This is a genomic window from Streptomyces sp. 549 (assembly GCF_030124175.1).
Lineage (GTDB): Bacteria > Actinomycetota > Actinomycetes > Streptomycetales > Streptomycetaceae > Streptomyces.
On record NZ_JASKMT010000003.1, the window covers coordinates 331,429 to 355,959 of the forward strand.

The following is a 24,531-nucleotide window of genomic DNA, read 5'->3' on the forward strand; positions in this document are numbered from 1 at the left end:
ATCCCTCAGCGACGTCCCTCGGCGTCTGCCGCAAGACTTCCCACATCGCCGCCGATCCATGCCTGGGACCCCGAACCGATGTGCCGCCGTACGCGGCGCACAGAACGCGACGAAGCGTTCCGAGAATCGCGTGCCGCGTGCGGTTCGTCAAGGCCCCCACCCCGTGGCGGCCCGGGCGGGCCACCGGCGCGAGGGCGGCGGTGATCACCCTACCGCGCATGTCCTCGCAGGCAAGGAAGGCTGCGCGGCAACGCCGAAGGGCGACCACCCGAACGGGTGATCGCCCTTTGGCGTGTGCCGTCACGCAAGGGTGACGAGCACGGAGGTGACGCTGCGCGCGGCAGCAGGCTGGCCTCCTAGAGGGAGGTCAGCCGTGGATCACTTGACCTCGACGGAGGCGCCGGCAGCCGCGAGCGACTCCTTGGCCTTCTCCGCGGCCTCCTTGGTGACCTTCTCGAGGACCGGCTTCGGGGTGCCGTCGACCAGGTCCTTGGCTTCCTTCAGACCCAGCGAGGTCAGCTCACGCACGACCTTGATGACCTGGATCTTCTTCTCGCCCGCACCGGTGAGGATGACGTCGAACTCGTCCTGCTCCTCCTCGACGGCGGCGCCGCCGCCCTGACCCGGAGCAGCGGCGACGACGGCGGCCGGAGCGGCAGCCTCGACGTCGAACTTGTCCTCGAATGCCTTCACGAACTCGGAGAGCTCGATGAGGGTCATCTCCTCGAACTGCGAGAGCAGCTCGTCCTGGGTGAGCTTCGCCATGATGGCGGTCCTTCCACTAAATCGGCTGGTGCCGGATGTCCTGCGTATGGGGAGGCGGGCGTGTGCCTTGCGGCGTACTTCGTCACGGACCCGCTGCGACTGCTTGGGAGCCTGGATCGGCTATTCGGCAGCCTCGGCGGGAGCCGGCGAACCGGCACCGCCCTGCTCGACCTTGTCGCGAAGCGCGTCCGCGGTGCGGACGAACTTCGTGAGCGGGGCCTGGAAGGTCGCGGCGGCCTTGGCCATCGACGCCTTCATGCCACCGGCCAGCTTGGCGAGCAGCACCTCGCGGGACTCGAGGTCCGCAAGCTTCTTGATCTCGTCGGCGGACAGCGCCTTGCCGTCGAGGACTCCGCCCTTGACCTCGAGGGCGGGGTTGTTCTTGGCGAAGTCACGAAGACCCTTTGCCGCCTCGACCGGGTCACCGGTCACGAAGGCAACTGCCGTCGAGCCCGTGAGGAACTCGTCGAGCGTGGTGACCCCGGCCTCCTTGGCCGCGATCTTGGTCAGCGTGTTCTTCACCACACGGTACTGAGCGTTGTCACCGAGCGAGCGGCGCAGCTCCTTGAGCTGCGCCACGGAAAGTCCGGTGTACGCGGTGACCACAGCGGCGTTGGAGTTGCGGAACCTGTCCGTCATCTCCTCAACGGCTGCGACCTTGTCGGGCGTCGCCATGAGCCTCGGCCTCCTTTCCGGGTGATGGTCCTTTTGGCCGGTCTTACGACCGTCCACTTCGCCCGGCCTCCGACGGACTCCGCGAGGAGTGCCGCAGTCGGCTGGGCACGCGCCGGACCGCCCGTACGGGCACACAAGGAGAGGAGCTGCACACGACGAACGCCCCGGTGCAGGCACACGGGGCGTCACTCGACCGCACGGGCTTGCGCCCCTGCGGGAGTCTTACCTCATACACCTGCACGGGCCGTCCGCCACAAAAGCGGATCCTTCGGCCGCCGTGAGCTGTTGGGCACACGGCAACGACCAGCGGTCTTTGGCTACCGGAGCACTGTAAACGCCCGGCCCGTGCAGAGGCAAATCCGTCCCGTAGGGGACGATCCGTCAGGCGCCGCCCGCCTCCTTGAGCATCTCGAAGATGTCCACGGTCTCGTCGGCCGGCGGGGCCTTCACATCGGCCTTGGAACCGTACTCGCTGAGCCGCTGGCTGACCTTCAGGTCACCCTCGGGGGTGGCCATGTCCGTGTCGATCCGCACCGGGAGGTCGTCGCCGTCGATCCAGACCCCGATGTCGAAGCCCTTGATCCCGGACTCCTTCATGGACTTCAGCAGCTCCTCGCGCTGCTTCTTGTCCAGCACGTCGAGCGACTTGTTCGACTTCATCGCCTCCTCGACGGTCAGCGTGCCCCGGTAGTGGCGGGTGTCGACGCCGTCGAGCTTCTTCTCGCCCACGTACTCGATCTCGGGCGAGTCCAGCAGCAGGGCGACCTGCTGCGCCGGGTCCTGCTGCGTGTTCTCCATGCCGCTGGTCATCGCCGTCAGCAGATCCTGGTCACCGGCGGCCTCCGCGGCGGCCTTCATGTCGAGCTTCATCCAGCTCTTGCCGTCCGGAGCGCCACTGGCCTCACCGGCGTTCATGTACATCACGCCGTCGAGCCAGAGCACCCGCATCTCCCCCGGGCCGCCCTCCTCGGCGAGCGCCTCACCACTGGTGGTGATGTCCATGACCATCGGGTCCCAGCCCATGACGCCCTTGCTCGTCATGTCGCCGTCCGGCGTGGAGATGGTCATGTCGACGCGGGCCGACTTCGCCTCGGCGGTCTTCTGGGCCGCGGCCGTCATCACCTTCAGCGCCGAGCGCGCCTCGCCCGCCCCTGCGGCAGCCGACGTCTCCTTGGAGTCCTTGCCCGGGTCGGCGGCCTTGTCGTCCCCGGTGCAACCGGTGAGCGTCACCGCCAGCACCACGGCCAGCGCTCCCAGTGTGCTCCTGCCGGTCCTGTGCATGTTTCTCCCCCTGCTGGGCCCTGAGCGCATGCCTGAGCGCATCGCAGGGCCACTGATCGTTTTGGAGCCCATACCGTATCCCAGCCCTCGGACACCCGTACGACACGCCCCGGGCACGGCGAAGGCGGGCCTCCGCCACCGTTTCCGGTGGCGGAGGCCCGCCTTCTGCCGTGCGGGGTGTGGATCAGCCGTGGCCGACCGGTCAGACGGACTCGTCCTCGGCCAGGAGGTTGCGAGTGCGGTTGCCGTCCAGCGGGATGCCGGGGCCCATGGTGGTGGCGATCGACGCCTTCTTGATGTACCGGCCCTTCGCCGCGGACGGCTTCAGGCGCAGGATCTCGTCGAGGGCGGCTGCGTAGTTCTCCACCAGCTGCTTCTCCTCGAAGGAGGCCTTGCCGATGATGAAGTGCAGGTTCGCGTGCTTGTCCACGCGGAACTCGATCTTGCCGCCCTTGATCTCGGTGACGGCCTTGGCCACGTCGGGGGTGACGGTGCCGGTCTTCGGGTTCGGCATCAGACCACGCGGACCGAGCACGCGGCCGAGACGACCGACCTTGCCCATCAGGTCCGGGGTGGCGACGACGGCGTCGAAGTCCAGGCGGCCCTTGCTGACCTCGTCGATCAGTTCGTCGGCGCCGACGATGTCGGCGCCCGCGGCCTCCGCGGCGGCTGCACGGTCACCGGTCGCGAAGACCAGGACCCGGGCGGTCTTGCCGGTGCCGTGCGGGAGGTTCACGGTGCCGCGGACCATCTGGTCGGCCTTGCGCGGGTCGACACCCAGACGCATGGCGACCTCGACGGTCGAGTCGAACTTGGACGAGGCGGTGTCCTTGGCGAGGCGGACGGCCTCGAGCGGGGCGTAGACGCGCTCCCGGTCGATCTTGGCCTCCGCGTTGCGGAACGTCTTGCTGCGCTTCACTGCTGCTCCTGGGTTCTGAGGTGGAGTCGTGGTGCGGGCCGCGCCGGCCCTCCCACGGTGTGGTGCGAGGTGAGCTGTCAGCCCTCGACCGTGATGCCCATGGAACGGGCGGTGCCGGCGATGATCTTCTCGGCGGCGTCCAGGTCGTTGGCGTTCAGGTCGGGCATCTTGTTCGTGGCGATCTCACGCACCTGCTCGCGGGTGATCTTCGCGACCTTGTTGACGTGCGGCTCGCCGGAGCCCTTCTCGACACCTGCAGCCTTGAGGATCATCTTCGCGGCCGGCGGGGTCTTCGTGATGAAGGTGAAGGAGCGGTCCTCGTAGACCGTGATCTCCACCGGCACGACCCAGCCACGCTGCGACTCGGTCGCGGCGTTGTAGGCCTTGCAGAACTCCATGATGTTGACGCCGTGCTGGCCCAGCGCGGGGCCGACCGGCGGAGCCGGGTTCGCGGCGCCGGCCTGGATCTGGAGCTTGATGAGCCCCGTGACCTTCTTCTTCTTGGGAGGCATGCTCTCTCCGGGTCTTGAGTGAGAGGATTTGAGCCGAGCCATCCGTCATCCGGATGGAGGCATACCGCACCACGATAGCCGGTACCCCCCGAGGGAGGAAACCGGCAGGTCAGAGACCACTGTGCCCGGCCCCTACTCCGCCAGTTCCCAGCACGCGGAAGCGCCCCCGCACACCGCCGGTGACCGGCGGGACGGGGGCGCTTCCGGAGTGTTCTCGGGCGGCTCAGTTCTTCTGGATCTGGTCGAAGCTCAGCTCGACCGGGGTCTCGCGGCCGAAGATCTCGACGAGGCCCTTGACCTTCTTGGAGTCGGCGTTGATCTCGTTGATCGTCGCCTGCAGGGTCGCGAAGGGGCCGTCGGTGACGGTGACCGAGTCGCCGACCTCGAAGTCCAGCACCTGCACCTCGAGCTTGCGGCTCGGCGCGGGGCGGCCCTCGGCCTCGGCGGCAGCCGCGGCGGCCTTCTCCTCGGCCTCCGGGGCGAGCATCTTGACGACCTCGTCCAGCGTCAGCGGGTACGGGTCGTAGGCGTTGCCCACGAAGCCGGTCACGCCGGGCGTGTTGCGGACGACGCCCCAGGACTCGTTGGTGAGGTCCATCCGTACCAGGACGTAGCTGGGAAGCTTGTTCTGGCGGACGGTGCGGCGGTCGCCGTTCTTGATCTGGACGACCTCCTCCTGCGGCACCTCGGCCTGGAAGATGTAGTCCTCGACGTTGAGCGACACGGCGCGCTGTTCGAGGTTGGTCTTCACGCGGTTCTCGTAACCGGCGTAGGTGTGGATCACGTACCACTCGCCGGGCAGGGCGCGCAGTTCCTCGCGCAACGCCACGACCGGGTCGACCGGCTCGGGCTCCTTCTCGGCCGCCTCGCCCTCCGCGTCGGCCTCGCCCTCCGCCTCGCCGTCCACGGCTTCGGCGTCCTCTTCGGGCGCGGCGTCGGCAGCAGGCGCGGTGTCCTCGTCGGCCCCCTCGGCAGCCCCGTCCGCGTCCTCGACGCGCACGGCGGCGGACTCGGCGGGCTCACCGGCCGCCGCGTCGGCAGCTTCGGCCTGGTCGACGCTGCCGTCTGCCGCCTCGACGATGTCGAGCGCGGCGTCGTCGCCCTTGGCGGACTCGGCGGCGTCGTTCAGGTTCGGGTCAGACACGTGGCTGCTTCTTCCTGGCTCTTGGGGTCGAACATACGGAGGAGCACCACTAAGGCGCCTCCGCGTACGGATCAGCCGAAGACGAAGTCGACGGCTTCCGAGAATCCATAGTCAATCACGAACACCAGGCCGATGATGATGAGCACAAAAATGATCACCACGATGGTGTACGTCGTGAGCTGGTGCCGGGTGGGCCAGACGACCTTGCGGAGCTCCGCGACGATCTGACGGTAGAAAAGCCCGAGTCGGGCGAGCGGGCCCTTCTTGCCCCGCCGGCCGCCGCGCCTCGGCTTGTTGTCGTCAGACGACCGTCCGGGCTCGGGGACCTCGGCAGTGTCCGTGATCTCCGCCACTCGTCCTCACCTGATCCGGAGTCGTGAAAAGCACCGCCGTGCAGCGTCCGATCCTGCCTTACGGCGGTGCAATTCAGTACGTACGCCTGCACGCACCGTCTCTGGTGAAGATGCGTGAGCAGGGCCGGAGGGACTTGAACCCCCAACCGCTGGTTTTGGAGACCAGTGCTCTACCAATTGAGCTACGACCCTTTGTGGTTCCTCCAACCTACCGCATTCGGGCGGGTGCACGGAGTGCGCGCCTGACGACGGTCGGCGGAGGCCAACGACGGTTGAGTGTACGTGCTCGACGGCCGGTCGTCGAACACGTTGCCCCTCCGGGCCTGGCGAACGCCCCGGCCGTCCCGGTGCGCGCGGCCGCCGCCCGCGCGGGGCCGTGCCACTGGGTGGGACGCCCGCCGCCAAGCCGTGGGACCCCGTGCCGGGGCCCGGCGGAGTCTGCAACGATGCCGGTATGAGCGCTGCAACCCCTCCCGCACAGTCCCCGTCCACCCAGGGCTCCGCGCCGACCGAGCGCCGGGTGTCCGCCCGCGTCGGCTCGATCTCGGAGTCCGCCACCCTCGCCGTCGACGCCAAGGCGAAGGCGCTGAAGGCGGCCGGCCGGCCGGTGATCGGCTTCGGCGCGGGTGAGCCGGACTTCCCGACGCCCGACTACATCGTCGAGGCCGCGGTGGAGGCGTGCCGCGACCCGAGGTTCCACCGCTACACCCCGGCCGGCGGGCTGCCCGAGCTGAAGCAGGCCATCGCCGACAAGACGCTGCGCGACTCCGGCTACCGCGTCGAGCCGGCGAACATCCTGGTCACCAACGGCGGCAAGCAGGCGATCTACGAGGCCTTCGCCGCGATCCTCGACCCGGGCGACGAGGTCATCGTCCCGGCCCCGTACTGGACCACCTACCCCGAGTCGATCCGGCTGGCCGGCGGTGTGCCGGTGGACGTGGTGGCCGACGAGACCACCGGCTACCGGGTGTCCGTCGAGCAGCTGGAGGCCGCGCGCACCGAGCGCACCAAGGTCCTCGTGTTCGTGTCGCCGTCCAACCCGACCGGTGCCGTCTACACCCGCGAGCAGGTGGAGGCGGTCGGCCGCTGGGCCGCCGAGCACGGCCTGTGGGTGCTGACCGACGAGATCTACGAGCACCTCGTGTACGGCGACGCCGAGTTCCACTCGCTGCCCGTGGTGGTGCCGGAGCTGGCCGACCGGTGCGTCGTCGTCAACGGCGTGGCGAAGACGTACGCCATGACGGGCTGGCGGGTCGGGTGGGTCATCGGCCCCAAGGACGTCGTGAAGGCGGCCACCAACCTCCAGTCGCACGCCACGTCCAACGTGAGCAACGTGGCCCAGGCCGCCGCTCTGGCCGCGGTCTCCGGTGACCTGGACGCGGTGGCGACGATGCGGGAGGCGTTCGACCGGCGCCGCAGGACCATCGTGCGCATGCTCAACGAGATCGACGGCGTGGAGTGCCCCGAGCCGGAGGGCGCCTTCTACGCCTACCCCTCGGTGAAGGGCCTGCTCGGCAAGGAGCTGCGGGGCCGCCGTCCGGCCAGCTCGGTGGAGCTGGCGGAGATCATCCTGGAGGAGGCCGAGGTGGCCGTCGTCCCCGGTGAGGCGTTCGGGACGCCCGGCTACCTGCGGCTGTCCTACGCCCTGGGCGACGAGGACCTGGCCGAGGGCGTGTCGCGGATCCAGAAGCTGCTGGCCGAGGCCCGCGACTGATCGGGCGACCGGACCGGGCCCGCACCTCTGCTGAGCTGCGGCCCGCCGGTCCGGCGGCGGAGGGGCGTCCGGGAGGGTTCCGGGCGCCCCTCCGCGTGTTCGGTGGGGCGCTCTTTTGAGGAAAGCCGCTTCCGACCGGGTCCGGCATGCGGCAGGATCTTGGGATGGAGAGTGTTCGTCCCCCCGGCGGTTCCAAGGTTCCTGCTGGTCCCGCCAGTCCCGCCAGTCCCGCCAGTCCCGCCAGTCCAGGCGGTCCCGGCGGTCCCGGCGTGCCCGCGGCTTCCGGCCGCGATGTCCGGCTGCTGCCGAAGGCCCATCTGCACCTGCACTTCACCGGCTCGATGCGGTCCGGCACGCTGCTGGAACTCGCCGACCGGTACGGCGTGCACCTTCCGGAGGCGCTGAGCAGCGGGGAGCCGCCCAGGCTGCGGGCGACGGACGAGCGGGGCTGGTTCCGCTTCCAGCGGCTGTACGACATCGCCCGGTCCTGCCTGCGCACCCCCGAGGACATCCAGCGGCTGGTCCGCGAGGCCGCCGAGGAGGATGTCAAGGACGGGTCGCGCTGGCTGGAGATCCAGGTGGACCCCACCTCCTACGCACCGCGCCTGGGCGGCCTGATCCCCGCACTGGAGATCATTCTCGACGCGGTGGACCGCGCGTCCAGGGAGACCGGCCTGCACATCCGGGTGCTGGTCGCGGCGAACCGCATGAAGCACCCGCTGGACGCCCGAACCCTGGCCCGGCTCGCCGTGCGGTTCCGGGACCGGGGCGTCGTCGGCTTCGGCCTGTCCAACGACGAGCGGCGCGGATTCGCCCGCGACTTCGACCGGGCGTTCGCCATCGCCCGCGAGGGCGGGCTGCTCGCCGCCCCGCACGGCGGCGAGCTGTCCGGGCCGTCGAGCGTGCGGGACTGCCTGGACGACCTGCAGGCCGGACGGGTCGGGCACGGGGTGCGGGCCGCGGAGGACCCGCGGCTGCTGGCCCGGCTGGCCGACTCGGGCGTGACCTGCGAGGTGTGCCCGGCGTCGAACGTGGCGCTCGGCGTCTACGAGAAGCCCGAGGACGTGCCGCTGCGCAGGTTGTGGGACGCGGGTGTGCCGATGGCGCTGGGCGCCGACGACCCGCTGCTGTTCGGCTCCCGTCTCGCGGCCCAGTACGACCTCGTGCGGGAGCACCACGGCTTCACCGACGAGGAGCTGGCCGAGCTGGCCCGCCAGTCGATCCGCGCCGCGCAGGCCCCGCAGGAGGTCCGGGCCGCGATCCTCGCCGACATCGACGCCTGGCTCGCTTCCTGAAACCCTCCCGCTCCAACCCGCTCCAACCGCTCCACCCGGTTGCGGGCCCCGTTTCCCTACACGCCGATGCCGGCCAGCAGGGTGCGGGCGAGGCCGGCGGCGAAGTCCTCGGTGCTCTGCGGCGGCTCGGCGCCACCGTCCGCGTCGTAGGCGAAGGCGCGCTGCGCGCAGGCACCGAGCAGCAGCGCGGCAGCGGCGTGCGGGTCGGCGTCCGCCCTTACACGTCCGGCCGCCTGCTCGGCGCGCAGGTACGCCTGCAGGCTCTCGATCGGGACGTGCGGTCCGGTGCCCAGTTCCCGCATCGCCTCCTGGTGCCGTCGGCGCAGCCGCGGTTCGGCGTAGAGGGAGGCGGCGATGGGGAAGCTCTGCCGGTAGAAGAGCAGTGCCTGCCGGGCGATCTCGGTCAGGCTCTGCTCCACCGTGCGCTCGCCGGGTGCGGCGGTGAGCTGCTCCAGCAGCGGGTTGAGGGCGGGCAGCCGTTCGCGCAGCACGGCGACGAACAACTCCTCCTTGCTGCGGAAGTGCTTGTAGAGCGCCGCCTCCGAGCAGTTCGCGGCGCGGGCGATCTCCTTGGTGGTGGCGCGGGCCAGGCCGAGGGTGAGCAGCAGCGAGTGGCCTGCGTCCAGGATGCGGGTACGGGTCAGGGGCACGGGCGCGGTCGCGTCAGCCGGTGGCGGCGTCATACGGGGGCTCCCTGGGGGTTGACGGCAGAGTGAGTGTTTACTCACCCTGGCGAGATGAGTAAACACTCACTCACTTGGGAGGGGCAAGATGCAGCTCACCGTTCTCGGCGCAACCGGCGGCACCGGCAGGCACCTCGTCCAGCAGGCGCTCGACGCCGGCCATGAGGTCACCGCGGTGGTGCGCGACCCGGCCAGGCTGCACCTCGGCGCGCATCCGTCGCTGGAGGTGTTCCCGGCCGCGCTCACCGAACCCGGGCAACTGCTCGCCGCGTTACGGGGACGGGACGCGGTGCTGTCCGGCCTCGGCGGCAAGCCGCCGGTGGCGCAGCGCACCGCGGCCGTCGTGCTGGACGCCATGCGGGAGGCCGGGGTGCGGCGGCTGCTGGCGGTGAGCGCGGCCCCGGTGGGGCCGGTGCCTCCGGAGGAGGGGCCGCTGTTCCGCGCGGTGCTGAACCCGCTCGTCCGGTTCGCCTTCCGGCACGTCTACGCGGACCTGGCCGCGATGGAACGACGGCTGCGCGAGTCGGGCACCGAGTGGACGGCGGTGCGCCCACCGCGTCTGCTGGACTGGCCGTTCACCGGCCGCTACCGCACCTGTGTCGGCGGCAGCGTGCCGCGTCGGCACACCGTGTCCCGGGCGGACCTCGCCTGCGCGATGCTCGCCATGGTCGAGGACCGCGCCACGTTCCGGCAGCCCGTCGGCGTCGCCTCGGCCTGACGGACGCCCGCACCGGAACGGAATCCGTCGCGTCCCGGCGCGTACCGCTGTGCTCCGGTGCGTACCGCTGTGCTCCGTCGTGTACGGCTGTGCGGGTCGGCTCAGAGTGCGCAGCCGACGGTGACCGGCTCGTTGACGAGGGTCACGCCGAAGGCGGCGTGCACTCCGTCGCGGATCTCGCGGGCGAGCGCCAGCAGGTCCTCGGTGGCCGCGCCGCCGCGGTTGGTCAGCGCCAGGGTGTGCTTGCCCGAGATGCGCGCCGGGCCGCTGCCGTAGCCCTTGGTGTAGCCGGCCCGGTCGATGAGCCACGCCGCGGACGTCTTGGTCCGGCCGTCACCCGCGGGGAACGCCGGGGGTGCCGCGTCCGGGCCGAGGCGGTCGGCGACGCGGGCGGCGAAGGCGGCGAACGCGTCGTCGTCCAGGATCGGGTTGGTGAAGAACGAGCCGGCCGACCAGGTGTCGTGGTCCTCCGGGTCGAGCACCATGCCCTTGCCGGTGCGGAGCTTCAGCACCGCCTGGCGGGCTTCGGCGGCCGGCACCCGCTCGCCCTGCTCGACTCCGAGCAGCCGGGCCGTCTCGGCGTAGCGCAGCGGCGCGGACAGGCCGCCCGCGTCCTCCAGCCGGAAGCGGACCCGCAGCACGACGTAGCGGTCCGGGTCGGCCTTGAACCGGCTGTGCCGGTAGGAGAACCCGCAGTCGGCGGCAGGCAGCGTGACCGTGCGCAGCTCCCGGCGGTCGAACGCCACGACCTCGGACACGGTGTCGGCGACCTCCTGCCCGTAGGCGCCGACGTTCTGGATGGGCGTCGCCCCCGCGGACCCGGGAATGCCCGCCAGGCACTCCACCCCCGCGAGCCCGGCCTCGACGGTACGGGCCACCGCCTCCGACCAGTTCTCCCCGGCGGCCAGCTCCAGCGCGGTGCCGTCCAACCGGTAGCCGGTGGTGGCCAGGCGCAGCGCGGTGCCCTCGAAGCCGGCGTCGCCGATGACGAGGTTGCTGCCGCCGCCGACGATCAGCAGCGGCGTGTCTGCGGCGTCTGCGGCGCGTACCGCCTCCACCACCTCGTCGTCGGTGGTGGCGGTGAGCAGCCGGGTCGCCGGTCCGCCCAGCCGGAAGGTGGTCAGCGGGGCGAGGGGGGCGTTGGTGAGTTCCTGCACGGGGACAAGCGTAAGGGGGCGCCGGTGCGTCACCGCCGCCCCCTCGTCGTCATGTCTCGTCCCGTCGCCGCGGCTCGTCGGCGCGGCTCGTCGGCGCCTGGCGGAGCCGCCCGGCGCCGGGCGGTGGTCAGGCGAGCCGGACCACCGCGCGGGACATGCCGAGCACCTTGTTGCCCGCGCTCGTCGCGAGCAGGTCCACACGGACGGTGCGCGCGTCGTCGTCCAGCTTGGCGGCGACCTTCGCGGACACCTCCACCACCGCGCCCTTGTCGTCGTCGGGCACCGGCACCGGCTTGGTGAACCGGACTCCGTACTCGACGACCGCGGCCGGGTCGCCCGCCCAGTCGGTGACGACACGGGCGGCCAGGGCCATGGTGAACATGCCGTGTGCGATGACGCTCTCGAGGCCGACCTCGGAGGCGAACCGGTCGCTCCAGTGGATCGGGTTGAAGTCGCCGGAGGCACCGGCGTACTGGACCAGCGCGGCGCGGGTCACGGGGAAGGTCTGCGCGGGCAGTTCGGTGCCCACCTCGACGTCGGCGTACCTGACGGTGGCGGTCATCGCTCGCCCTCCTCGGCTGCTCGGGCGACCAGCTTGGTGAAGGCGGTCACGACGTGCTCGCCCGCCTCGTCGTGGACCTCGCCGCGGATGTCCACGATGTCGTTGCCGGCCAGGGACTTGACCGCCTCGATGGTGGACGTCACCGTCAGCCGGTCGCCGGCTTGGACCGGGCGGGAGTACACGAACCGCTGGTCGCCGTGGACCACCCGGTCGTAGTTCAGGCCGAACGCCGGGTCCCGCACCACCTCGCCGGCGGCCCGGAAGGTGATGGTGAACACGAACGTGGGCGGCGCGATCACGTCCCGGTGGCCGAACTGCCTGGCCGCCTCCGGGTCCGTGTACGCCGGGTTGGGGTCGCCGAGTGCCTCGGCGAACTCGCGGATCTTCTCCCGGCCGACCTCGTACGGGGCAGTGGGCGGAAAGTTCCGCCCGACGAAGGACTGGTCGAGCGCCATGGCCCGCTACCTCCTGGGAATGTGAGAGCTGGCACGTGCGGGACAGGGCTGGCACGTGCGGGGCGGGGCCGGGGACACGGCCCCGCGAAAACGCCTCAAGGCCGCCCCCGGAACGGGAGCGGCCTCAAGAACGAGCCTGGTGTTATCGCGTTTCGCGGTGCGCAGTGTGCGAGTTGCAACGCGGGCAGTGCTTCTTCATCTCAAGACGGTCCGGGTTGTTACGCCGGTTCTTCTTGGTGATGTAGTTCCGCTCCTTGCACTCCACGCAGGCCAGCGTGATCTTCGGGCGGACGTCGGTGGCAGCCACGTGAGTGCTCCTTGGACGGCGGATGGACAGGGGTTCAACACATGAAAGAGTAGCCGATCGAAGGACCGACCCCACAATCGGCTACTGCGGTGAAGTAGCGGCGACCGGACTTGAACCGGTGACACAACGATTATGAGCCGTTTGCTCTACCGACTGAGCTACGCCGCCACGATGTGAACGGTCCCCCGCCCAACCGGGCGGACGACCTCACACCAGAGCCCCAATACGGAATCGAACCGTAGACCTTCTCCTTACCATGGAGACGCTCTGCCGACTGAGCTATTGGGGCGAGCGATGAAGACATTACACGCTCGGCCGCCGAAGGCGAAATCCGTATCGGCGGGGCCTCCGACCGCGCCACCGCCCCCTCCTCCGCCCCTCGTTCCGCCCCGCCCCGGCCCCCTCCTCCGTCCCGCCCCGCCCCACTCCTCCACGCCTTGCTCCCACTGCTCACGGACCACGCCGGTACCACTGCGTGGGCCACGCCGGTACGACTGTGTGGGCCACGCCGGTACGACTATTCAGCGCCTGCCGCTTCCGGCGGCGACCGCGTCCTACGCTCGACTCGCACGGCGTGAACCTGCGGCGGCCCGGGGGTGCCGGCCGCCGCCATCTCAGCGAGCGGGAGCCCGATGTCGGACAGTCAGCCGCACGAGCCGGGCAAGCCGGGAAGCACCGACCGGCCGGCCTCGGCCCACGAGGGCAGCAGCCTCGTCCTGTGCGGTGCCCGCCTCGCCGACGGGCGCACCGTGGACGTACGTCTGGCCGACGGCCGCATCGAGGCCGTCGGCACCGCCGGCAGCCTCTCCCCCACCGCCGCCCCCGGCGGCACCCGCGTCGACCTCAACGGCTTCCTGCTGCTCCCCGCCCCCGCCGAACCGCACGCCCACCTCGACACCGCGCTCACCGGGCAACCCCCCGGCCCGCCCGGCCGCGAGGCGCACGAGGCACAGCGCCGCACCACCGAGGCCGCCCTGCTGCAACTCGGCCACGGCGCCACCGCGTCCCGCACCCACGTCCGGATCGGAGACGTCGCCGGACTCGCCGCGCTGGAGGCCGTGCTCGCCGCCCGCCGGGCGCTGCGCGGCCTCACCGAACTGACCACCGTCGCCGTGCCCCGGCTGCTCACCGGCGCCGCCGGTGCCGACGGCCTCGCCATGCTGCGGGACGCCGTGAAGATGGGCGCCAACGTCGTCGGCGGCTGCCCCGACCTCGACCCCGACCCCGGCGGCTACACCGAAGCGGTGCTGGAGCTCGCCGCCGAACACGGCTGCGCCGTGGACCTGCACACCGACGCCGACGACCCGGCACGCCTGGCCCGGCTCGCCGCAATGGCGGGCGGCCTGCGGCCCGGCGTCACTCTCGGCCCCTGCGGCGGCCTCGGCCGCCTCCCCCACGAGGCGGCGTCCCGCGCCGCCGACCAACTCGCCGCCGCGGGCGTCCGCGTCGTCACCCTGCCCCAGGGCGGCTGCTCCCTCCTCACCCGCCGCACACCCGAAGTCACCGCGCCCGTACGGCTGCTGCGCGCCGCAGGCGTGCACGTCGCGGCCGGCAGCGGGGCCCTGCGGGACGCCGCCAACCCCGTGGGCCGCGGCGACCCGCTCGAAGCCGCCTACCTGCTGGCCACCCTGGGCGAGCTGGCACCGGACGCCGCATACGAGGCAGTCAGCTCCCGCGCCCGGGCCGTCATGGGGCTGCCCGAGGTGCGCGTCGAGGCGGGCTTCCCCGCCGAACTCCTCGCCGTGCGCGGCCAGGACGTCCCCGGCGTGCTGTCCCTGTCCTACAGCCGGGTGGTACTGCACCGCGGCCGGGTCGTCGCCCGGACCAGCGCCGTCCGCGAGTTCTGCGACGCCGGCGACACCGCCGACACCCTCGACCTCCCACGCCAGGCCCAGGGCTGAGGCCCGCTCGGGGGCGGCGCAGACACGAGCGCGGGAGCCCGGCTTCCGCTGCGGTGAAGGCGTACGGTCGGGAGAATGCGCACAGTCATCGCTGGTGGAAACGGAAAGATCGCGCTGCGGCTGGAGCGGTTGCTCGCCGGGCGCGGAGACGACGTCGCGGGCTTGATCCGCAACCCCGACAAAGCGGAGCAGGTCCGATCGACCGGGGCGCAGGCGCTGGTCTGCGACCTGGAGTCGGCGACGGTCGACGAGGTGGCCGAACTGCTCGTGGGCGCGGACGCCGCCGTGTTCGCCGCGGGCGCCGGCCCCGGCAGCGGCCTCGAACGCAAGGACACCGTGGACCGCGCCGCCGCCGAACTGCTCGCCGACGCCGCCGCGAAGGCCGGCGTGCGGCGCTTCCTGGTCGTCTCCTCGATGGGCGCCGACACCGACCCGCCTGCCGACACCGACCCGGTGTTCGCCGCCTACCTGCGCGCCAAGGGCGCCGCCGACGCGGCCGTCCGCGCCCACGACGACCTGGACTGGACGATCCTGCGCCCGGGCATGCTCACCGACGACCCCGGCACCGGCCGCGTGCACCTGGCCGAGTCCACCGGCCGCGACCGCATCACCCGCGACGACGTGGCCACCGTGCTCGCCGCCCTGCTCGACACCCCCGCCACCGCCGGCCGCACCCTCGAACTCGTCAACGGCGACACCCCGGTGCCGGACGCGGTGGCAGACCTGACCCGCTGACCAGTAGCGGAGCCCGTGGACCCGAGGACGCCCCCGGCAGGCGAAGGCCGCGGGGCGTCCTCTGTCGATGTCCTCCACCGTCCTCGTCCACCGGGCGTCCACGGGGCGTCCACCGGGGACGGCCGGGGAACGCGGAAGGGTCAGCGTCGCAGTGCCGGCACAGGAGGCCGGAGATACCAGAAACGGCCCGTGACCTGCGATCAACGCAGGTCACGGGCCGTTCTGCTTCCGTGTGGCGGCGCCAGGATTCGAACCTGGGAAGGCTGAGCCGGCAGATTTACAGTCTGCTCCCTTTGGCCGCTCGGGCACACCGCCTGGGAATGGCTGCCGGGAGCCGTGCTCCGTGGCAACGGGGTAAACCTTACCCGATGGTGGGGGGTGCCTCGCCACTCGGTTCTGGGCGGGGCGGGCCGGGGGCGGCGCGGCTAGGCTTGCGGGGCGCGCGGCCCGCCGGGGTGGGCCGTCTTCCCTGATCACCCTACGTACGAGGAGCCAACTCACGATGGCCGACTCCAGTTTCGACATCGTCTCGAAGGTCGAGCGGCAGGAGGTCGACAACGCGCTCAACCAGGCCGGCAAGGAGATCTCGCAACGGTACGACTTCAAGGGCGTGGGTGCTTCCATCGCCTGGTCGGGCGAGCGTATCGAGATCAAGGCGAACTCCGAGGAGCGCGCAAACGCCGTGCTTGACGTGTTCCAGACCAAGCTGGTGAAGCGCGGGATCTCCCTGAAGGCGCTCGACTCGGGCGAGCCGCAGGCCTCCGGCAAGGAGTACAAGATCTTCTCCTCCGTGAAGGAGGGCATCTCGCAGGAGGACGCCAAGAAGGTCGCGAAGATCATCCGGGACGAGGGCCCCAAGGGCGTCAAGGCGCAGGTCCAGGGCGACGAGCTCCGGGTCAGTGCGAAGAGCCGGGACGCGCTGCAGGAGGTCATCGCCCTGCTGAAGGGCAGGGACTTCGACTTCGCGCTGCAGTTCGTGAACTACCGCTGAGCGTGAACCGCTGAACGCGGACCACCACTGAACGCGGACCACCGCTGAACGCGGACCACCGCTGTCCGCACGGCACCGCCCATGCCGTTGTGCCGCCGCCGAGCGGCGGCACAACGGCGGCACGGCCGCAGCGGCGGACGACGCGCGCTGCGGGCGGCTACCAGCGGTAGGCAGGATAGGTGGGGGCGTCGGTGGGGACGATCTCGCGGCCCAGCGGCATCAGCGACACCGGGATCATCTTGAAGTGGGCGATGCCGAACGGGATACCGATGATGGTGACGCAGAACGCGATACCGGCGGCCAGGTGGCCCAGCGTGATCCAGATGCCGGCCACCACGAGCCAGATGATGTTGCCGATGCCGGAGGCGATTCCGGCGCCGGCCTTGGGCGCGACCCGGTAGCCGAATGGCCAGAGCGAGTACACCGCGATGCGGAAGCAGGCGATGCCCCACGGGATGGTGATGATCAGGATGCAGCAGATGAGTCCGGCCACCGCGTAGGCCATCGCCATCCACACGCCGGAGAAGATGAGCCAGAGGATGTTGAGGATTGTCTTCACGGGCGCCAGCCTGCCATTCGTTCGAGTCGGGCGATGCGTTCGGCCATCGGGGGGTGCGTCGCGAAGAGCCGGGAGGCGCCTGTCCGGCGCTGGAAGGGGTTGGCGATCATCATGTGGCCGGCCGTCTCCAGGCGGGGCTCGCGGGGCAGCGGCAGCCGGTCGGTGCCCGCTTCCAGTTTGCGCAGGGCGGACGCCAGGGCGAGCGGGTCGCCGGTGAGCTGGGCGCCCGCGGCGTCGGCCTCGTACTCGCGGGAGCGGCTCACCGCGAGCTGGATGAGGGTCGCGGCGAGCGGCCCGAGGATCATCACCAGCAGCATGCCGAGCAGCCCGGGGCCCTCGTCGTCGTCGGAGCGGCCGAACGGGATCAGCCAGGCGAAGTTGACGGCGAAGAGCACCGCTGACGCCATCGCGCCGGCGACGGAGGCGATGAGGATGTCGCGGTTGTGGACGTGGCTCAGTTCGTGCCCGAGCACGCCGCGCAGTTCCCGTTCGTCGAGCAGGTGCAGGATGCCCTCGGTGCAGCAGACGGCGGCGTTGCGCGGGTTGCGGCCGGTGGCGAACGCGTTGGGTGCCTGGGTGGGCGAGAGGTAGAGGCGCGGCATGGGCTGCCGGGCGGCGGTGGAGAGCTCCCGCACGATGCGGTAGAGCTGCGGGGCCTGGAACTCGCTGACGGGCCGGGCGCGCATGGCGCGCAGCGCGAGGCGGTCGCTGTTCCAGTAGGCCCAGGCGTTGGTGCCCAGGGCGACGACGAGGGCGACGACGAGGCCCGTGCGGCCGAAGAGGCTGCCGATGACGAGGATGAGTGCGCTCATGGCGCCCAGCAGCAGCGCCGTCCGCAATCCGTTGTGTCGGCCGTGCACGGTACGCCCTCCAGTGGTGCAGCAGAGCAACCCTGATGTCCGATGGGGGTGGCTCGCCTGTTCGGCGGACCCCACGGAGGGACAACGCCGCCCGGCGGATGCAGGTTCCCCGCGCGCCGGCGCACGGCGGCGGCCCGTCCCAGGTCGGTGGCGTACGGAGGGGGCGGGGCAGTACAGGACGGCCCAGGCAGGGCACCGCGCGCAGACGGCCGCAGAGGGCCGCAGGCCCCGTGAGCACCCGACAACCACCAGTGAGCACCCGCAGGCGCCCGTGAGCACTCCGCCCGGGCGTGTCAGAGCAGGGTGACGTTGACGAACCGGAGGAGGAGCTGCGGCGCGCCGGAGGTCGCCACCGCGAGGGCTGCGGTGAGGGCGAGGGCGCAGGTGAGGGGGACGGTGAACGGCTGGCGGGCCGGGGCGGGCTCGGGGGCCGGGCGGAACAGCAGCGCGGTCCACTTCAGGTAGTAGACGAGCGCGATGGCGACGTTGGCGGCCATGACGGCCGCCAGCCAGCCCAGGCCGCCGTCGACGGCGGCGGCGAAGACGGTGACCTTCGCGAACAGCCCGATGACACCCGGCGGCAGTCCGGCCAGGCACAGCAAGAAGAAGCCGAGCGCCAGGGCCGCGACGGGGTGGGCGGCGTAGAGGCCGCGGTAGTCGGTGACGCGGTTGTCCTGGGCCCGGCGGCCTACGTGTGCGACGACGGCGAACGCGCCGAGGTTGACCACCGCGTACATCAGCGCGTAGACGACGGTGGCGCCGACGGCGCGCTGCGGGTCGTCGGCGGTGGCGGCTGCGGCGATCGGCACGATGAGGTAGCCGGCCTGCGCGACGGAGGACCAGGCGAGCAGCCGTACCGCGCTGCGGTCGGCGTCGGGGCGCTGGCGCAGCGCGGCGACGTTGCCGGCGGTCATGGTCAGGGCCGCCAGGACGGCGAGCGCGGGTCCCCAGGTGCCGGAGTAGGCGGGGAAGGCGTGCACGGTGACGAGGATCAGCCCGCCGAAGCCGACGGCCTTGCCGATGACGGACAGGTAGGCGGCGACGGGGACGGGGGCGCCGACGTAGGTGTCGGGGACCCAGAAGTGGAACGGCACCACGGCCGTCTTGAAGGCGAAGCCGACGAGAGTGAGGGCGACGCCCGCGGTGGCCAGCGTGGACAGGGCCGGGTCGACGTCGGCGAGGCCGTCGGCGATGGCGGCGAGGTGCAGGCTGCCGGTGGTGGCGTAGACGAAGCTGACGCCCATGAGGGTGACGGCGGTGGCGACGACGGACGACAGGAAGAACTTCAGTGCCGCCTCGGAGCCCTTGCGGTCGCCGCGGCGCAGCGCGACGAGGGCGAACGCGGGCAGGGAGGCGACCTCCAGGGCGATGATGAGCGTCGCCAGGTCGCGGGCGGCGGGCAGCAGTGCCGCGCCGGCCGCGGAGGACAGCAGCAGGAACCAGTACTCGCCGGCCGGCAGGGCGCTGTCGCGCACGGTGGTGATGGACAGCAGGGCGGTGACGAGCGCGCCGCCGAGCACGAGCAGTTGCAGGGCGAGCGCGAAGCTGTCGGCGGTGTAGCTGCACAGGGCGGGGTCGGTGGTGAGGCAGAAGGTGCTGCGGTCCGCGCCGGCGAGCGGCAGCAGGGTCAGCAAGGCGACCGCGAGGGCGCCGGTGGCGAACCAGCCGAGCAGCGGTCTGCGGCGCTCGTCGAGGAACAGGTCGGCGACCAGGACGAGCAGTCCGGCCAGGGCGGTGAGCGCGGGCGGGGCGATCGCCTGCCAGTCGACGGACTGGATGACGTCCGCGGCGGTAACGGTCATCGGCTGACTCCTGGCAGGAGGTTCTGCACGGCCGGGTCGGTGAGCCCGAGGATCAGGGCGGGCCAGAGCCCGGCGAGCAGGGTGAGGACGACGAGCGGGGTCCAGGCGGCGTACTCGTGGCGGCGCACGTCGGGCAGGGCGGCGTCGGCCGGTGGCCGGTCGCCCATGCAGACGCGGCGGACCACGAGCAGCAGGTACGCGGCGGTCAGCAGGGTGCCGAAGCCGGCGGCTGCCATGAAGACCAGGTAGGCGGGCCGGTTCAGGCCGTCGGCGGGATGGTAGGCGCCGAGCAGGGCGAGCATCTCGCCCCAGAAGCCGGCCAGGCCGGGCAGTCCGAGGCTGGCGACTGCGGCGAAGGCGAGCAGGCCGCCGAAGCGCGGCGAGCGCCCGTAGAGGGCGGCTCCCCCGCCTGCGGCCAGCTGGTCGAGGTCGGTGGTGCCGGTGCGGTCCTTGAGCGCGCCGACGAGGAAGAACAGCAGGCCGGTGATGAGGCCGTGCGCGAGGTTGGCGAACAGTGCGCCGTTGACGCCGCCGCGGGTGAGGGTGGCGATGCCCAGCAGCACGAAGCCCATGTGGCCGACGGACGAGTAGGCGATGAGGCGCTTCAGGTCGCCGCCGGCGCCCTGCCGGACGAGGGCGAGGCAGGCGAGCGAGCCGTAGAGGATGCCGACGACGGCGAACGCCGCGAGGTAGGGCGCGAAGTAGTGGGCGCCTTCGGGGGCGATGGGCAGCACGATGCGGACCAGGCCGTAGGTGCCCATCTTCAGCAGCACTCCGGCGAGCAGCACCGAGCCGACGGTGGGGGCGGCGGTGTGCGCGTCGGGCAGCCAGCTGTGCAGCGGCCACATGGGCGTCTTCACGGCGAGGCCGATGCCGATGGCTAGCACCGCGAGCAGCTGGGTGCCGCGGGCCAGGCCTGCGCCCTGCTGCTCGGCGAGGGCGACCATGTCGAAGGTGCCGGCCTCCAGGCCGACGAGGAGCAGGCCCAGCAGCATCACGACGGAGCCGACGAGGGTGAACAGGATGAACTTCCACGCGGCCTTCTCGCGTCCGGCGCCGCCCCAGCGCGCGATGAAGAAGTACATCGGGATGAGGACCATCTCGAAGGCGAGGAAGAACAGCATCAGGTCGAGCACCGCGAAGGTGGCGAGCGTGCCGGTCTCCAGGACGAGCAGCAGTGCGACGAACGCCTTGGGTGAGGGTCCGCCGTCGCCGCGCCGGGCGTAGGTGTGCAGGGCGCACAGGAACGTCAGCAGCGCGGTGAGCACGATCAGCGGCAGCGAGATGCCGTCCACTCCGAAGTGCAGCCGGATGTCGAGGGCGGGGATCCAGCTGATGTCGGTGGTGGCCTGCATCTGGCCGGCGCGGTCGTGGTCGAAGCCGGCGGCGAGGACCAGGGAGGCGAGCAGCACGAGGCCGGTGACGGTCACGCCGTGGCGCAGTACCGCCTGGTCGGGGCTGCTGCCGCGCAGGCCGGGCGGGGCGGGCAGCAGTGCGGCGGCGGCGCCGAGCAGCGGCAGCAGGACGACGGCCAGCAGCAGCAGCTGGAGCACGGTGTCGTTGAGGACGGGCACAGCTCACGCTCCGGCGACGAGGACGGCGATGACCAGCACGAGGGAGCCGGCGAGCAGGGCGCTCAGGTAGGTCTGCACGTTGCCGGTCTGGGCGCGGCGCACGGCGCTGCCGAGCCAGCCGGGCAGGGTGCCCGCGCCGGTGACGTAGCTGTCGACGACCTCGCGGTCAAGGAAGCGCACCAGGCGGGCGGCGCCGCGGACGGGCGCGGTGAACAGCCGGTCGTAGAGCGCGTCGAGGTGGAAGCCGGTGGCGGCGTGCCGGTGCAGCGGGCCGAGCAGCAGGCGGCCGGGGTCGGCGGGGTCGGCCGCGGCGGCGGCGCTGCCGTAGGCGGGCCGGTGGCTGGCGATGGCCTCCGCCTCGGAGACGGCCGGGTCGGCGCCTGGGTGGGCGGCGACGGCGCCCATCGGCACCCGGTCGGCGCGGGCGGCGGTGTGCCGCCAGGCGCCGACCATGACGAGTCCGCCGACGAGGGCGGCGGCGGTGCCGAGCACGGTGGTGGTGAGGGTGGGGTCGAGGCTGCCGCCGCCGAACCACTCGGGCAGTCGGCCGTAGAGCAGGCCGAAGGCGAGGGACGGCACGGCGAGCACCCACAGGACGGCGTTCATGCTGAGCGGCTGCCGTCCGTGGTCGGGAGCGGGTTCGCCGCGGCCGTGGAAGGCCAGCAGCCACAGGCGGGCGGCGTAGGCGGCGGTGAGCAGCGCGGTGGCGAGTCCGGCGGTGAGGACCAGCCAGCCGGCGGAGGCGGGTACCGGTCCCGCCGGGTCGAGTGCGGCGTGCTCGGCGGCGGCCAGTACGGCTTCCTTGGAGAAGAAGCCGGCGAAGGGCGGGACGGCGGCGAGCGCGAGCAGCGCGACGGTCATCGTCCAGTAGGCGTCGGGGGCGCGCTTGGCGAGGCCGCGCATGCGGGACATGGCGGCGAGCGAGTTGGTGCCGGCAGCGTGGATGAGCACGCCCGCGCCGAGGAACAGCACCGCTTTGAACGCGCCGTGCGAGACGAGGTGGAAGACGGCCGCGCCGCGGTCGGCTACGGCCAGCGCGCCGGCCATGTAGCCGAGCTGGCCGACGGTCGAGTAGGCGAGCACCCGTTTGACGTCGTCCTGGGCGAGCGCGGCGAGCGCGGAGCCGACCATGGTGACGGCGGCCATGACGGCGAGTACGACGAGCGCGGCCGAGGAGGCGGTGAAGACCGGCAGCAGGCGGGCGATGAAGTAGACGCCGGCCGCGACCATGGTGGCGGCGTGGATGAGGGCGGACACCGGTGTCGGGCCGGCCATCGCGTCGGGCAGCCAGGTGTGCAGCGGGAACTGCGCCGACTTGCCCGCGACGCCGGCCAGGAGCAGCAGCGCGATGAGCGTGGGGTGGTCGAGCTGGAAGTCGGACAGGCTGGAGGTGAGGCGGGTGGTGATGGTGCTGATGCGGAAGGTGCCGGCCTCGGAGCCCAGGGCGAGGATGCCGATGAGGAACGGCACGTCGCCGAGCTTGGTGACGAGGAATGCTTTCAGCGACGCGGCGCGGGCGGCGGCGGTCTCCCAGTAGTGGCCGACGAGGAAGTACGAGCAGATGCCCATGACCTCCCAGCCGACGAGCAGCACGATCAGGTCGTCGCTGTAGACGACGAGCAGCATGGCTGCGGTGAACAGGGAGACGAGCGCCGCGTAGGAGGCGTAGCGCGGGTCGTCGTGGAGGTAGCCGGTGGAGTAGATCTGCACGCAGGTCGCGACGACGGCGACGAGCACCGCGACGAGCACGGCGAAGCCGTCGAGGTGGAAGGCCAGCTCGACGGGGAGCGCGCTGTTGCCGGTGCCGGTGAGCCGGACGGCGGCGGTCACGGCCTGGTCGCCGGTGCCACCGCCCTGCCGGACGGCGACGACGACGGCGAGCACCGCGGCGGTGGCGGTGGGCAGCACGGCGAGCGGGCGGACGAAGCCGGGGGCGCGGCGTCCGAGGAGCAGACCGGCGGCGGCGCCGAGCAGCGGGAGCAGGGGGACGAGCACGGCGAGGGTGGTGAGTGTCACGCGGTGGCCTCCGCCTTCTGCGCGTCGGTGCCGTGCGGCGGCTGCGGGGCGGTGCCGGGCGGTTCCTCCGCGAGGTCGCGCAGCCGGTCGAGGTCGGAGCTGCCGCGGTTGCGGTGCACCTGGAGCACGATCGCCAGGCCGATGCCGATCTCGGCGGCGGCGACGGCGATGGTGAAGAGGGTGAGGGTCTGGCCGGCGTGCAGCGTGTCGCGCAGCCACACGTCGAAGGCGACCAGGTTGAGGTTGACGGCGTTGAGCATCAGCTCGACGGAGATCAGCACCAGGACCGCGTTGCGGCGGGCGAGCACTCCGTAGAGGCCGACGGAGAACAGGAGGGCGGCGAGCACCGCGGGGTAGGCGAGATGCATCAGCGTGCTTCCTTCTTCCGGCGGGAGGAGAGCACGATGGCGCCGACGAGGGCGGCAAGCAGCAGCACCGACAGGGCCTCGAAGGGCAGCACCCAGTGGCGGAAGAGGGCTTCGCCGATGGTGGCGGTGTCGCCCTGCGGGGTGCCGAGGTCGAGGTAGGTGGAGCGGAAGGCGTCGACGACGACGGTCACCAGGGTGACGGCGGCGGCGAGCGCGACGGCGAGCGCCACGGGCCGGTTGCCGGAGTCGGCGTCCTCGGACCGGCCGATGGGCGCCTTGGTCAGCATCAGGCCGAACAGGAGCAGTACGACGACCGAGCCGACGTAGATGAGGACCTGCACCCAGGCGATGAACTCGGCCGTCAGCAGCAGGTACTCCACGGCGATGCCGCCGAGCGCCACGACGAGCCACAGCGCGGCGTGCACCAGCTGGCGGGTGGTGACGGCGAGGATCGCCGCACCCAGGGTGACGGCTCCGACCAGCAGGAAGACGATCTCCACGCCGGTGGGTGACAGGAACCCGGGTGACTCGGCGGCGAGGGTCACGGCGGCGCTCATGCCTCGTCCCCCTGCCCGGCCTGCGGGCCCTGGTCGGCCTGCCCGGTCGGCGGGGTCGTTTCGCCGGTCTGCTCGGCCTGCGAGGTCTGCTCGGCTGCCTCGGCCTGCTGGGCGGCGAGTCTGTCGGCGGTCTTGCGGGCGGCGGCGACCTCCTTGGGCTCCTCGGCCGCCGGGTCGAGCGGCGGCGGCTCGGGAACCGTCCACATCCACTCGCGCAGCTTGTCCCGCTCGTGCGTCAGCTCGCGGATGTCGGTCTCGGCGTACTCGAACTCCGGTGACCAGAACAGCGCGTCGAACGGGCACACCTCGATGCAGATCCCGCAGTACATGCACAGCGAGAAGTCGATGGCGAACCGGTCCAGCACGTTGCGGCTGCGCTCCCGGCCGCCGGGGGCGGCGGCGGGCAGCGTCTCCTTGTGCGAGTCGATGTAGATGCACCAGTCGGGGCACTCGCGCGCGCACAGCATGCAGACCGTGCAGTTCTCCTCGAACAGCCCGATGACACCGCGGCTGCGCGCGGGCAGCTCGGGCTGGACGTCCGGGTAGTGCGCGGTGACCGAACGACGGGTCATCGTGCGCAGGGTGACGGCCAGGCCCTTGGCCAGACCGGAGCCGGGAAGGCCCATGA

At 71.8% G+C, this 24,531-nt stretch carries 26 protein-coding genes and 4 tRNA genes; 6 read left to right on the forward strand and 24 right to left on the reverse strand.

Translation table 11 applies throughout. The annotated features are described in order from the left end of the window. Positions 1–378 precede the first annotated feature (378 nt). The 8 genes from rplL to QNO07_RS05725 form a co-directional block, all read right to left on the reverse strand. Positions 379–765, reverse strand: a complete 387-nt coding sequence (gene rplL, locus QNO07_RS05690; protein WP_283990428.1) for a 50S ribosomal protein L7/L12 — start codon at positions 763–765, stop codon at positions 379–381. Positions 766–885: 120 nt separating this feature from the next. Beyond that, the gene (gene rplJ / locus QNO07_RS05695) at positions 886–1,440 is read right to left on the reverse strand and encodes a 50S ribosomal protein L10 (protein ID WP_283990430.1); all 555 of its coding nucleotides are present in this window, start codon (positions 1,438–1,440) and stop codon (positions 886–888) included. A gap of 381 nt (positions 1,441–1,821) precedes the next feature. Continuing rightward, positions 1,822–2,721, reverse strand: coding sequence for an SCO4651 family lipoprotein (locus tag QNO07_RS05700; protein WP_283990431.1), 900 nt, complete (start codon positions 2,719–2,721; stop codon positions 1,822–1,824). 202 nt (positions 2,722–2,923) lie between these two features. Then, on the reverse strand, positions 2,924–3,640 hold the full coding sequence (gene rplA, locus QNO07_RS05705; RefSeq protein ID WP_283990432.1) for a 50S ribosomal protein L1: 717 nt from the start codon (positions 3,638–3,640) through the stop codon (positions 2,924–2,926). A 77-nt stretch (positions 3,641–3,717) separates the two neighbouring features. Then, positions 3,718–4,152: a 50S ribosomal protein L11 gene (gene rplK / locus QNO07_RS05710; RefSeq protein WP_283990433.1), complete on the reverse strand. Its 435-nt coding sequence runs from the start codon at positions 4,150–4,152 to the stop codon at positions 3,718–3,720. A 223-nt stretch (positions 4,153–4,375) separates the two neighbouring features. Further along, complete coding sequence (gene nusG / locus QNO07_RS05715; RefSeq protein WP_283990434.1) at positions 4,376–5,296, reverse strand: transcription termination/antitermination protein NusG; 921 nt, start codon at positions 5,294–5,296, stop codon at positions 4,376–4,378. A gap of 71 nt (positions 5,297–5,367) precedes the next feature. Then, positions 5,368–5,649, reverse strand: a complete 282-nt coding sequence (gene secE / locus QNO07_RS05720; protein WP_283990435.1) for a preprotein translocase subunit SecE — start codon at positions 5,647–5,649, stop codon at positions 5,368–5,370. A gap of 119 nt (positions 5,650–5,768) precedes the next feature. Further along, positions 5,769–5,841: transfer RNA gene (locus tag QNO07_RS05725), tRNA-Trp, on the reverse strand. A 262-nt stretch (positions 5,842–6,103) separates the two neighbouring features. On the opposite strand from QNO07_RS05725, the gene QNO07_RS05730 reads away from it, so the two are divergent. Both QNO07_RS05730 and QNO07_RS05735 read left to right on the forward strand, forming a co-directional pair. After that, on the forward strand, positions 6,104–7,363 hold the full coding sequence (locus tag QNO07_RS05730) for a pyridoxal phosphate-dependent aminotransferase (protein ID WP_283990436.1): 1,260 nt from the start codon (positions 6,104–6,106) through the stop codon (positions 7,361–7,363). A 269-nt stretch (positions 7,364–7,632) separates the two neighbouring features. Further along, complete coding sequence (locus QNO07_RS05735) at positions 7,633–8,658, forward strand: adenosine deaminase (RefSeq protein ID WP_283990437.1); 1,026 nt, start codon at positions 7,633–7,635, stop codon at positions 8,656–8,658. Positions 8,659–8,714: 56 nt separating this feature from the next. Here QNO07_RS05735 and QNO07_RS05740 read toward each other — a convergent pair whose 3' ends face one another. Then, positions 8,715–9,341: a TetR/AcrR family transcriptional regulator gene (locus tag QNO07_RS05740; RefSeq protein WP_283990438.1), complete on the reverse strand. Its 627-nt coding sequence runs from the start codon at positions 9,339–9,341 to the stop codon at positions 8,715–8,717. An 88-nt stretch (positions 9,342–9,429) separates the two neighbouring features. Here QNO07_RS05740 and QNO07_RS05745 point away from each other — a divergent pair, with 88 nt between their 5' ends. Next, a complete protein-coding gene (locus tag QNO07_RS05745; protein WP_283990439.1) occupies positions 9,430–10,059 on the forward strand; it encodes an NAD(P)-dependent oxidoreductase in 630 nt (209 codons plus the stop codon). Positions 10,060–10,160: 101 nt separating this feature from the next. Here the strand turns inward: QNO07_RS05745 and QNO07_RS05750 are convergent, their stop codons facing one another. The 6 genes from QNO07_RS05750 to QNO07_RS05775 all read right to left on the reverse strand — a co-directional run bounded on the left by QNO07_RS05750 (position 10,161) and on the right by QNO07_RS05775 (position 12,829). Beyond that, the gene (locus tag QNO07_RS05750; protein WP_283990441.1) at positions 10,161–11,216 is read right to left on the reverse strand and encodes a UDP-N-acetylmuramate dehydrogenase; all 1,056 of its coding nucleotides are present in this window, start codon (positions 11,214–11,216) and stop codon (positions 10,161–10,163) included. 127 nt (positions 11,217–11,343) lie between these two features. Next, positions 11,344–11,778, reverse strand: coding sequence for a MaoC family dehydratase (locus QNO07_RS05755; protein WP_283990442.1), 435 nt, complete (start codon positions 11,776–11,778; stop codon positions 11,344–11,346). After that, positions 11,775–12,233, reverse strand: a complete 459-nt coding sequence (locus QNO07_RS05760; protein ID WP_283990443.1) for an FAS1-like dehydratase domain-containing protein — start codon at positions 12,231–12,233, stop codon at positions 11,775–11,777. The genes QNO07_RS05755 and QNO07_RS05760 overlap by 4 nt, the downstream gene beginning before the upstream one ends. A 142-nt stretch (positions 12,234–12,375) precedes the next feature. Further along, positions 12,376–12,540, reverse strand: coding sequence for a 50S ribosomal protein L33 (gene rpmG / locus QNO07_RS05765; RefSeq protein ID WP_003956487.1), 165 nt, complete (start codon positions 12,538–12,540; stop codon positions 12,376–12,378). Positions 12,541–12,635: 95 nt separating this feature from the next. Further along, positions 12,636–12,708, reverse strand: a tRNA-Met gene (locus QNO07_RS05770). 48 nt (positions 12,709–12,756) lie between these two features. Then, a tRNA-Thr gene (locus QNO07_RS05775) sits at positions 12,757–12,829 on the reverse strand. A 343-nt stretch (positions 12,830–13,172) separates the two neighbouring features. Here QNO07_RS05775 and QNO07_RS05780 point away from each other — a divergent pair. Then, the gene (locus QNO07_RS05780; protein WP_283990446.1) at positions 13,173–14,441 is read left to right on the forward strand and encodes an amidohydrolase family protein; all 1,269 of its coding nucleotides are present in this window, start codon (positions 13,173–13,175) and stop codon (positions 14,439–14,441) included. Between the two features lie 75 nt (positions 14,442–14,516). After that, positions 14,517–15,176: an NAD(P)H-binding protein gene (locus QNO07_RS05785; protein ID WP_283990448.1), complete on the forward strand. Its 660-nt coding sequence runs from the start codon at positions 14,517–14,519 to the stop codon at positions 15,174–15,176. Positions 15,177–15,409: 233 nt separating this feature from the next. On the opposite strand, the gene QNO07_RS05790 is transcribed toward QNO07_RS05785, so the two are convergent. Then, positions 15,410–15,491: transfer RNA gene (locus QNO07_RS05790), tRNA-Tyr, on the reverse strand. 187 nt (positions 15,492–15,678) lie between these two features. Here QNO07_RS05790 and QNO07_RS05795 point away from each other — a divergent pair. Next, complete coding sequence (locus QNO07_RS05795; RefSeq protein WP_283990449.1) at positions 15,679–16,167, forward strand: YajQ family cyclic di-GMP-binding protein; 489 nt, start codon at positions 15,679–15,681, stop codon at positions 16,165–16,167. 157 nt (positions 16,168–16,324) lie between these two features. Here the strand turns inward: QNO07_RS05795 and QNO07_RS05800 are convergent, their stop codons facing one another. The 8 genes from QNO07_RS05800 to QNO07_RS05835 form a co-directional block, all read right to left on the reverse strand. Continuing rightward, on the reverse strand, positions 16,325–16,726 hold the full coding sequence (locus QNO07_RS05800) for a YccF domain-containing protein (protein WP_283990450.1): 402 nt from the start codon (positions 16,724–16,726) through the stop codon (positions 16,325–16,327). Beyond that, positions 16,723–17,586: a zinc metalloprotease HtpX gene (htpX, locus tag QNO07_RS05805; protein ID WP_283990451.1), complete on the reverse strand. Its 864-nt coding sequence runs from the start codon at positions 17,584–17,586 to the stop codon at positions 16,723–16,725. The genes QNO07_RS05800 and htpX overlap by 4 nt, the downstream gene beginning before the upstream one ends. A gap of 293 nt (positions 17,587–17,879) precedes the next feature. Beyond that, entirely contained in the window at positions 17,880–19,388 is a 1,509-nt protein-coding gene (locus tag QNO07_RS05810) for an NADH-quinone oxidoreductase subunit N (protein ID WP_283990452.1), read from the reverse strand. Next, positions 19,385–20,962 carry a complex I subunit 4 family protein gene (locus QNO07_RS05815; protein ID WP_283990453.1) on the reverse strand — a complete coding sequence of 526 codons (1,578 nt, stop codon included), beginning with the start codon at positions 20,960–20,962 and terminating at the stop codon, positions 19,385–19,387. The genes QNO07_RS05810 and QNO07_RS05815 overlap by 4 nt, the downstream gene beginning before the upstream one ends. A gap of 3 nt (positions 20,963–20,965) precedes the next feature. Beyond that, a complete protein-coding gene (locus QNO07_RS05820) occupies positions 20,966–22,978 on the reverse strand; it encodes an NADH-quinone oxidoreductase subunit 5 family protein (protein WP_283990454.1) in 2,013 nt (670 codons plus the stop codon). Further along, positions 22,975–23,346: an NADH-quinone oxidoreductase subunit NuoK gene (nuoK, locus tag QNO07_RS05825; RefSeq protein WP_283990455.1), complete on the reverse strand. Its 372-nt coding sequence runs from the start codon at positions 23,344–23,346 to the stop codon at positions 22,975–22,977. The genes QNO07_RS05820 and nuoK overlap by 4 nt, the downstream gene beginning before the upstream one ends. Continuing rightward, positions 23,346–23,903 carry an NADH-quinone oxidoreductase subunit J family protein gene (locus tag QNO07_RS05830; RefSeq protein ID WP_283990456.1) on the reverse strand — a complete coding sequence of 186 codons (558 nt, stop codon included), beginning with the start codon at positions 23,901–23,903 and terminating at the stop codon, positions 23,346–23,348. Before QNO07_RS05830 ends, nuoK begins: the two co-directional genes overlap by 1 nt. Then, positions 23,900–24,529, reverse strand: a complete 630-nt coding sequence (locus tag QNO07_RS05835; protein WP_283990457.1) for a NuoI/complex I 23 kDa subunit family protein — start codon at positions 24,527–24,529, stop codon at positions 23,900–23,902. Before QNO07_RS05835 ends, QNO07_RS05830 begins: the two co-directional genes overlap by 4 nt. Between the last annotated feature and the right edge of the window lie 2 nt (positions 24,530–24,531).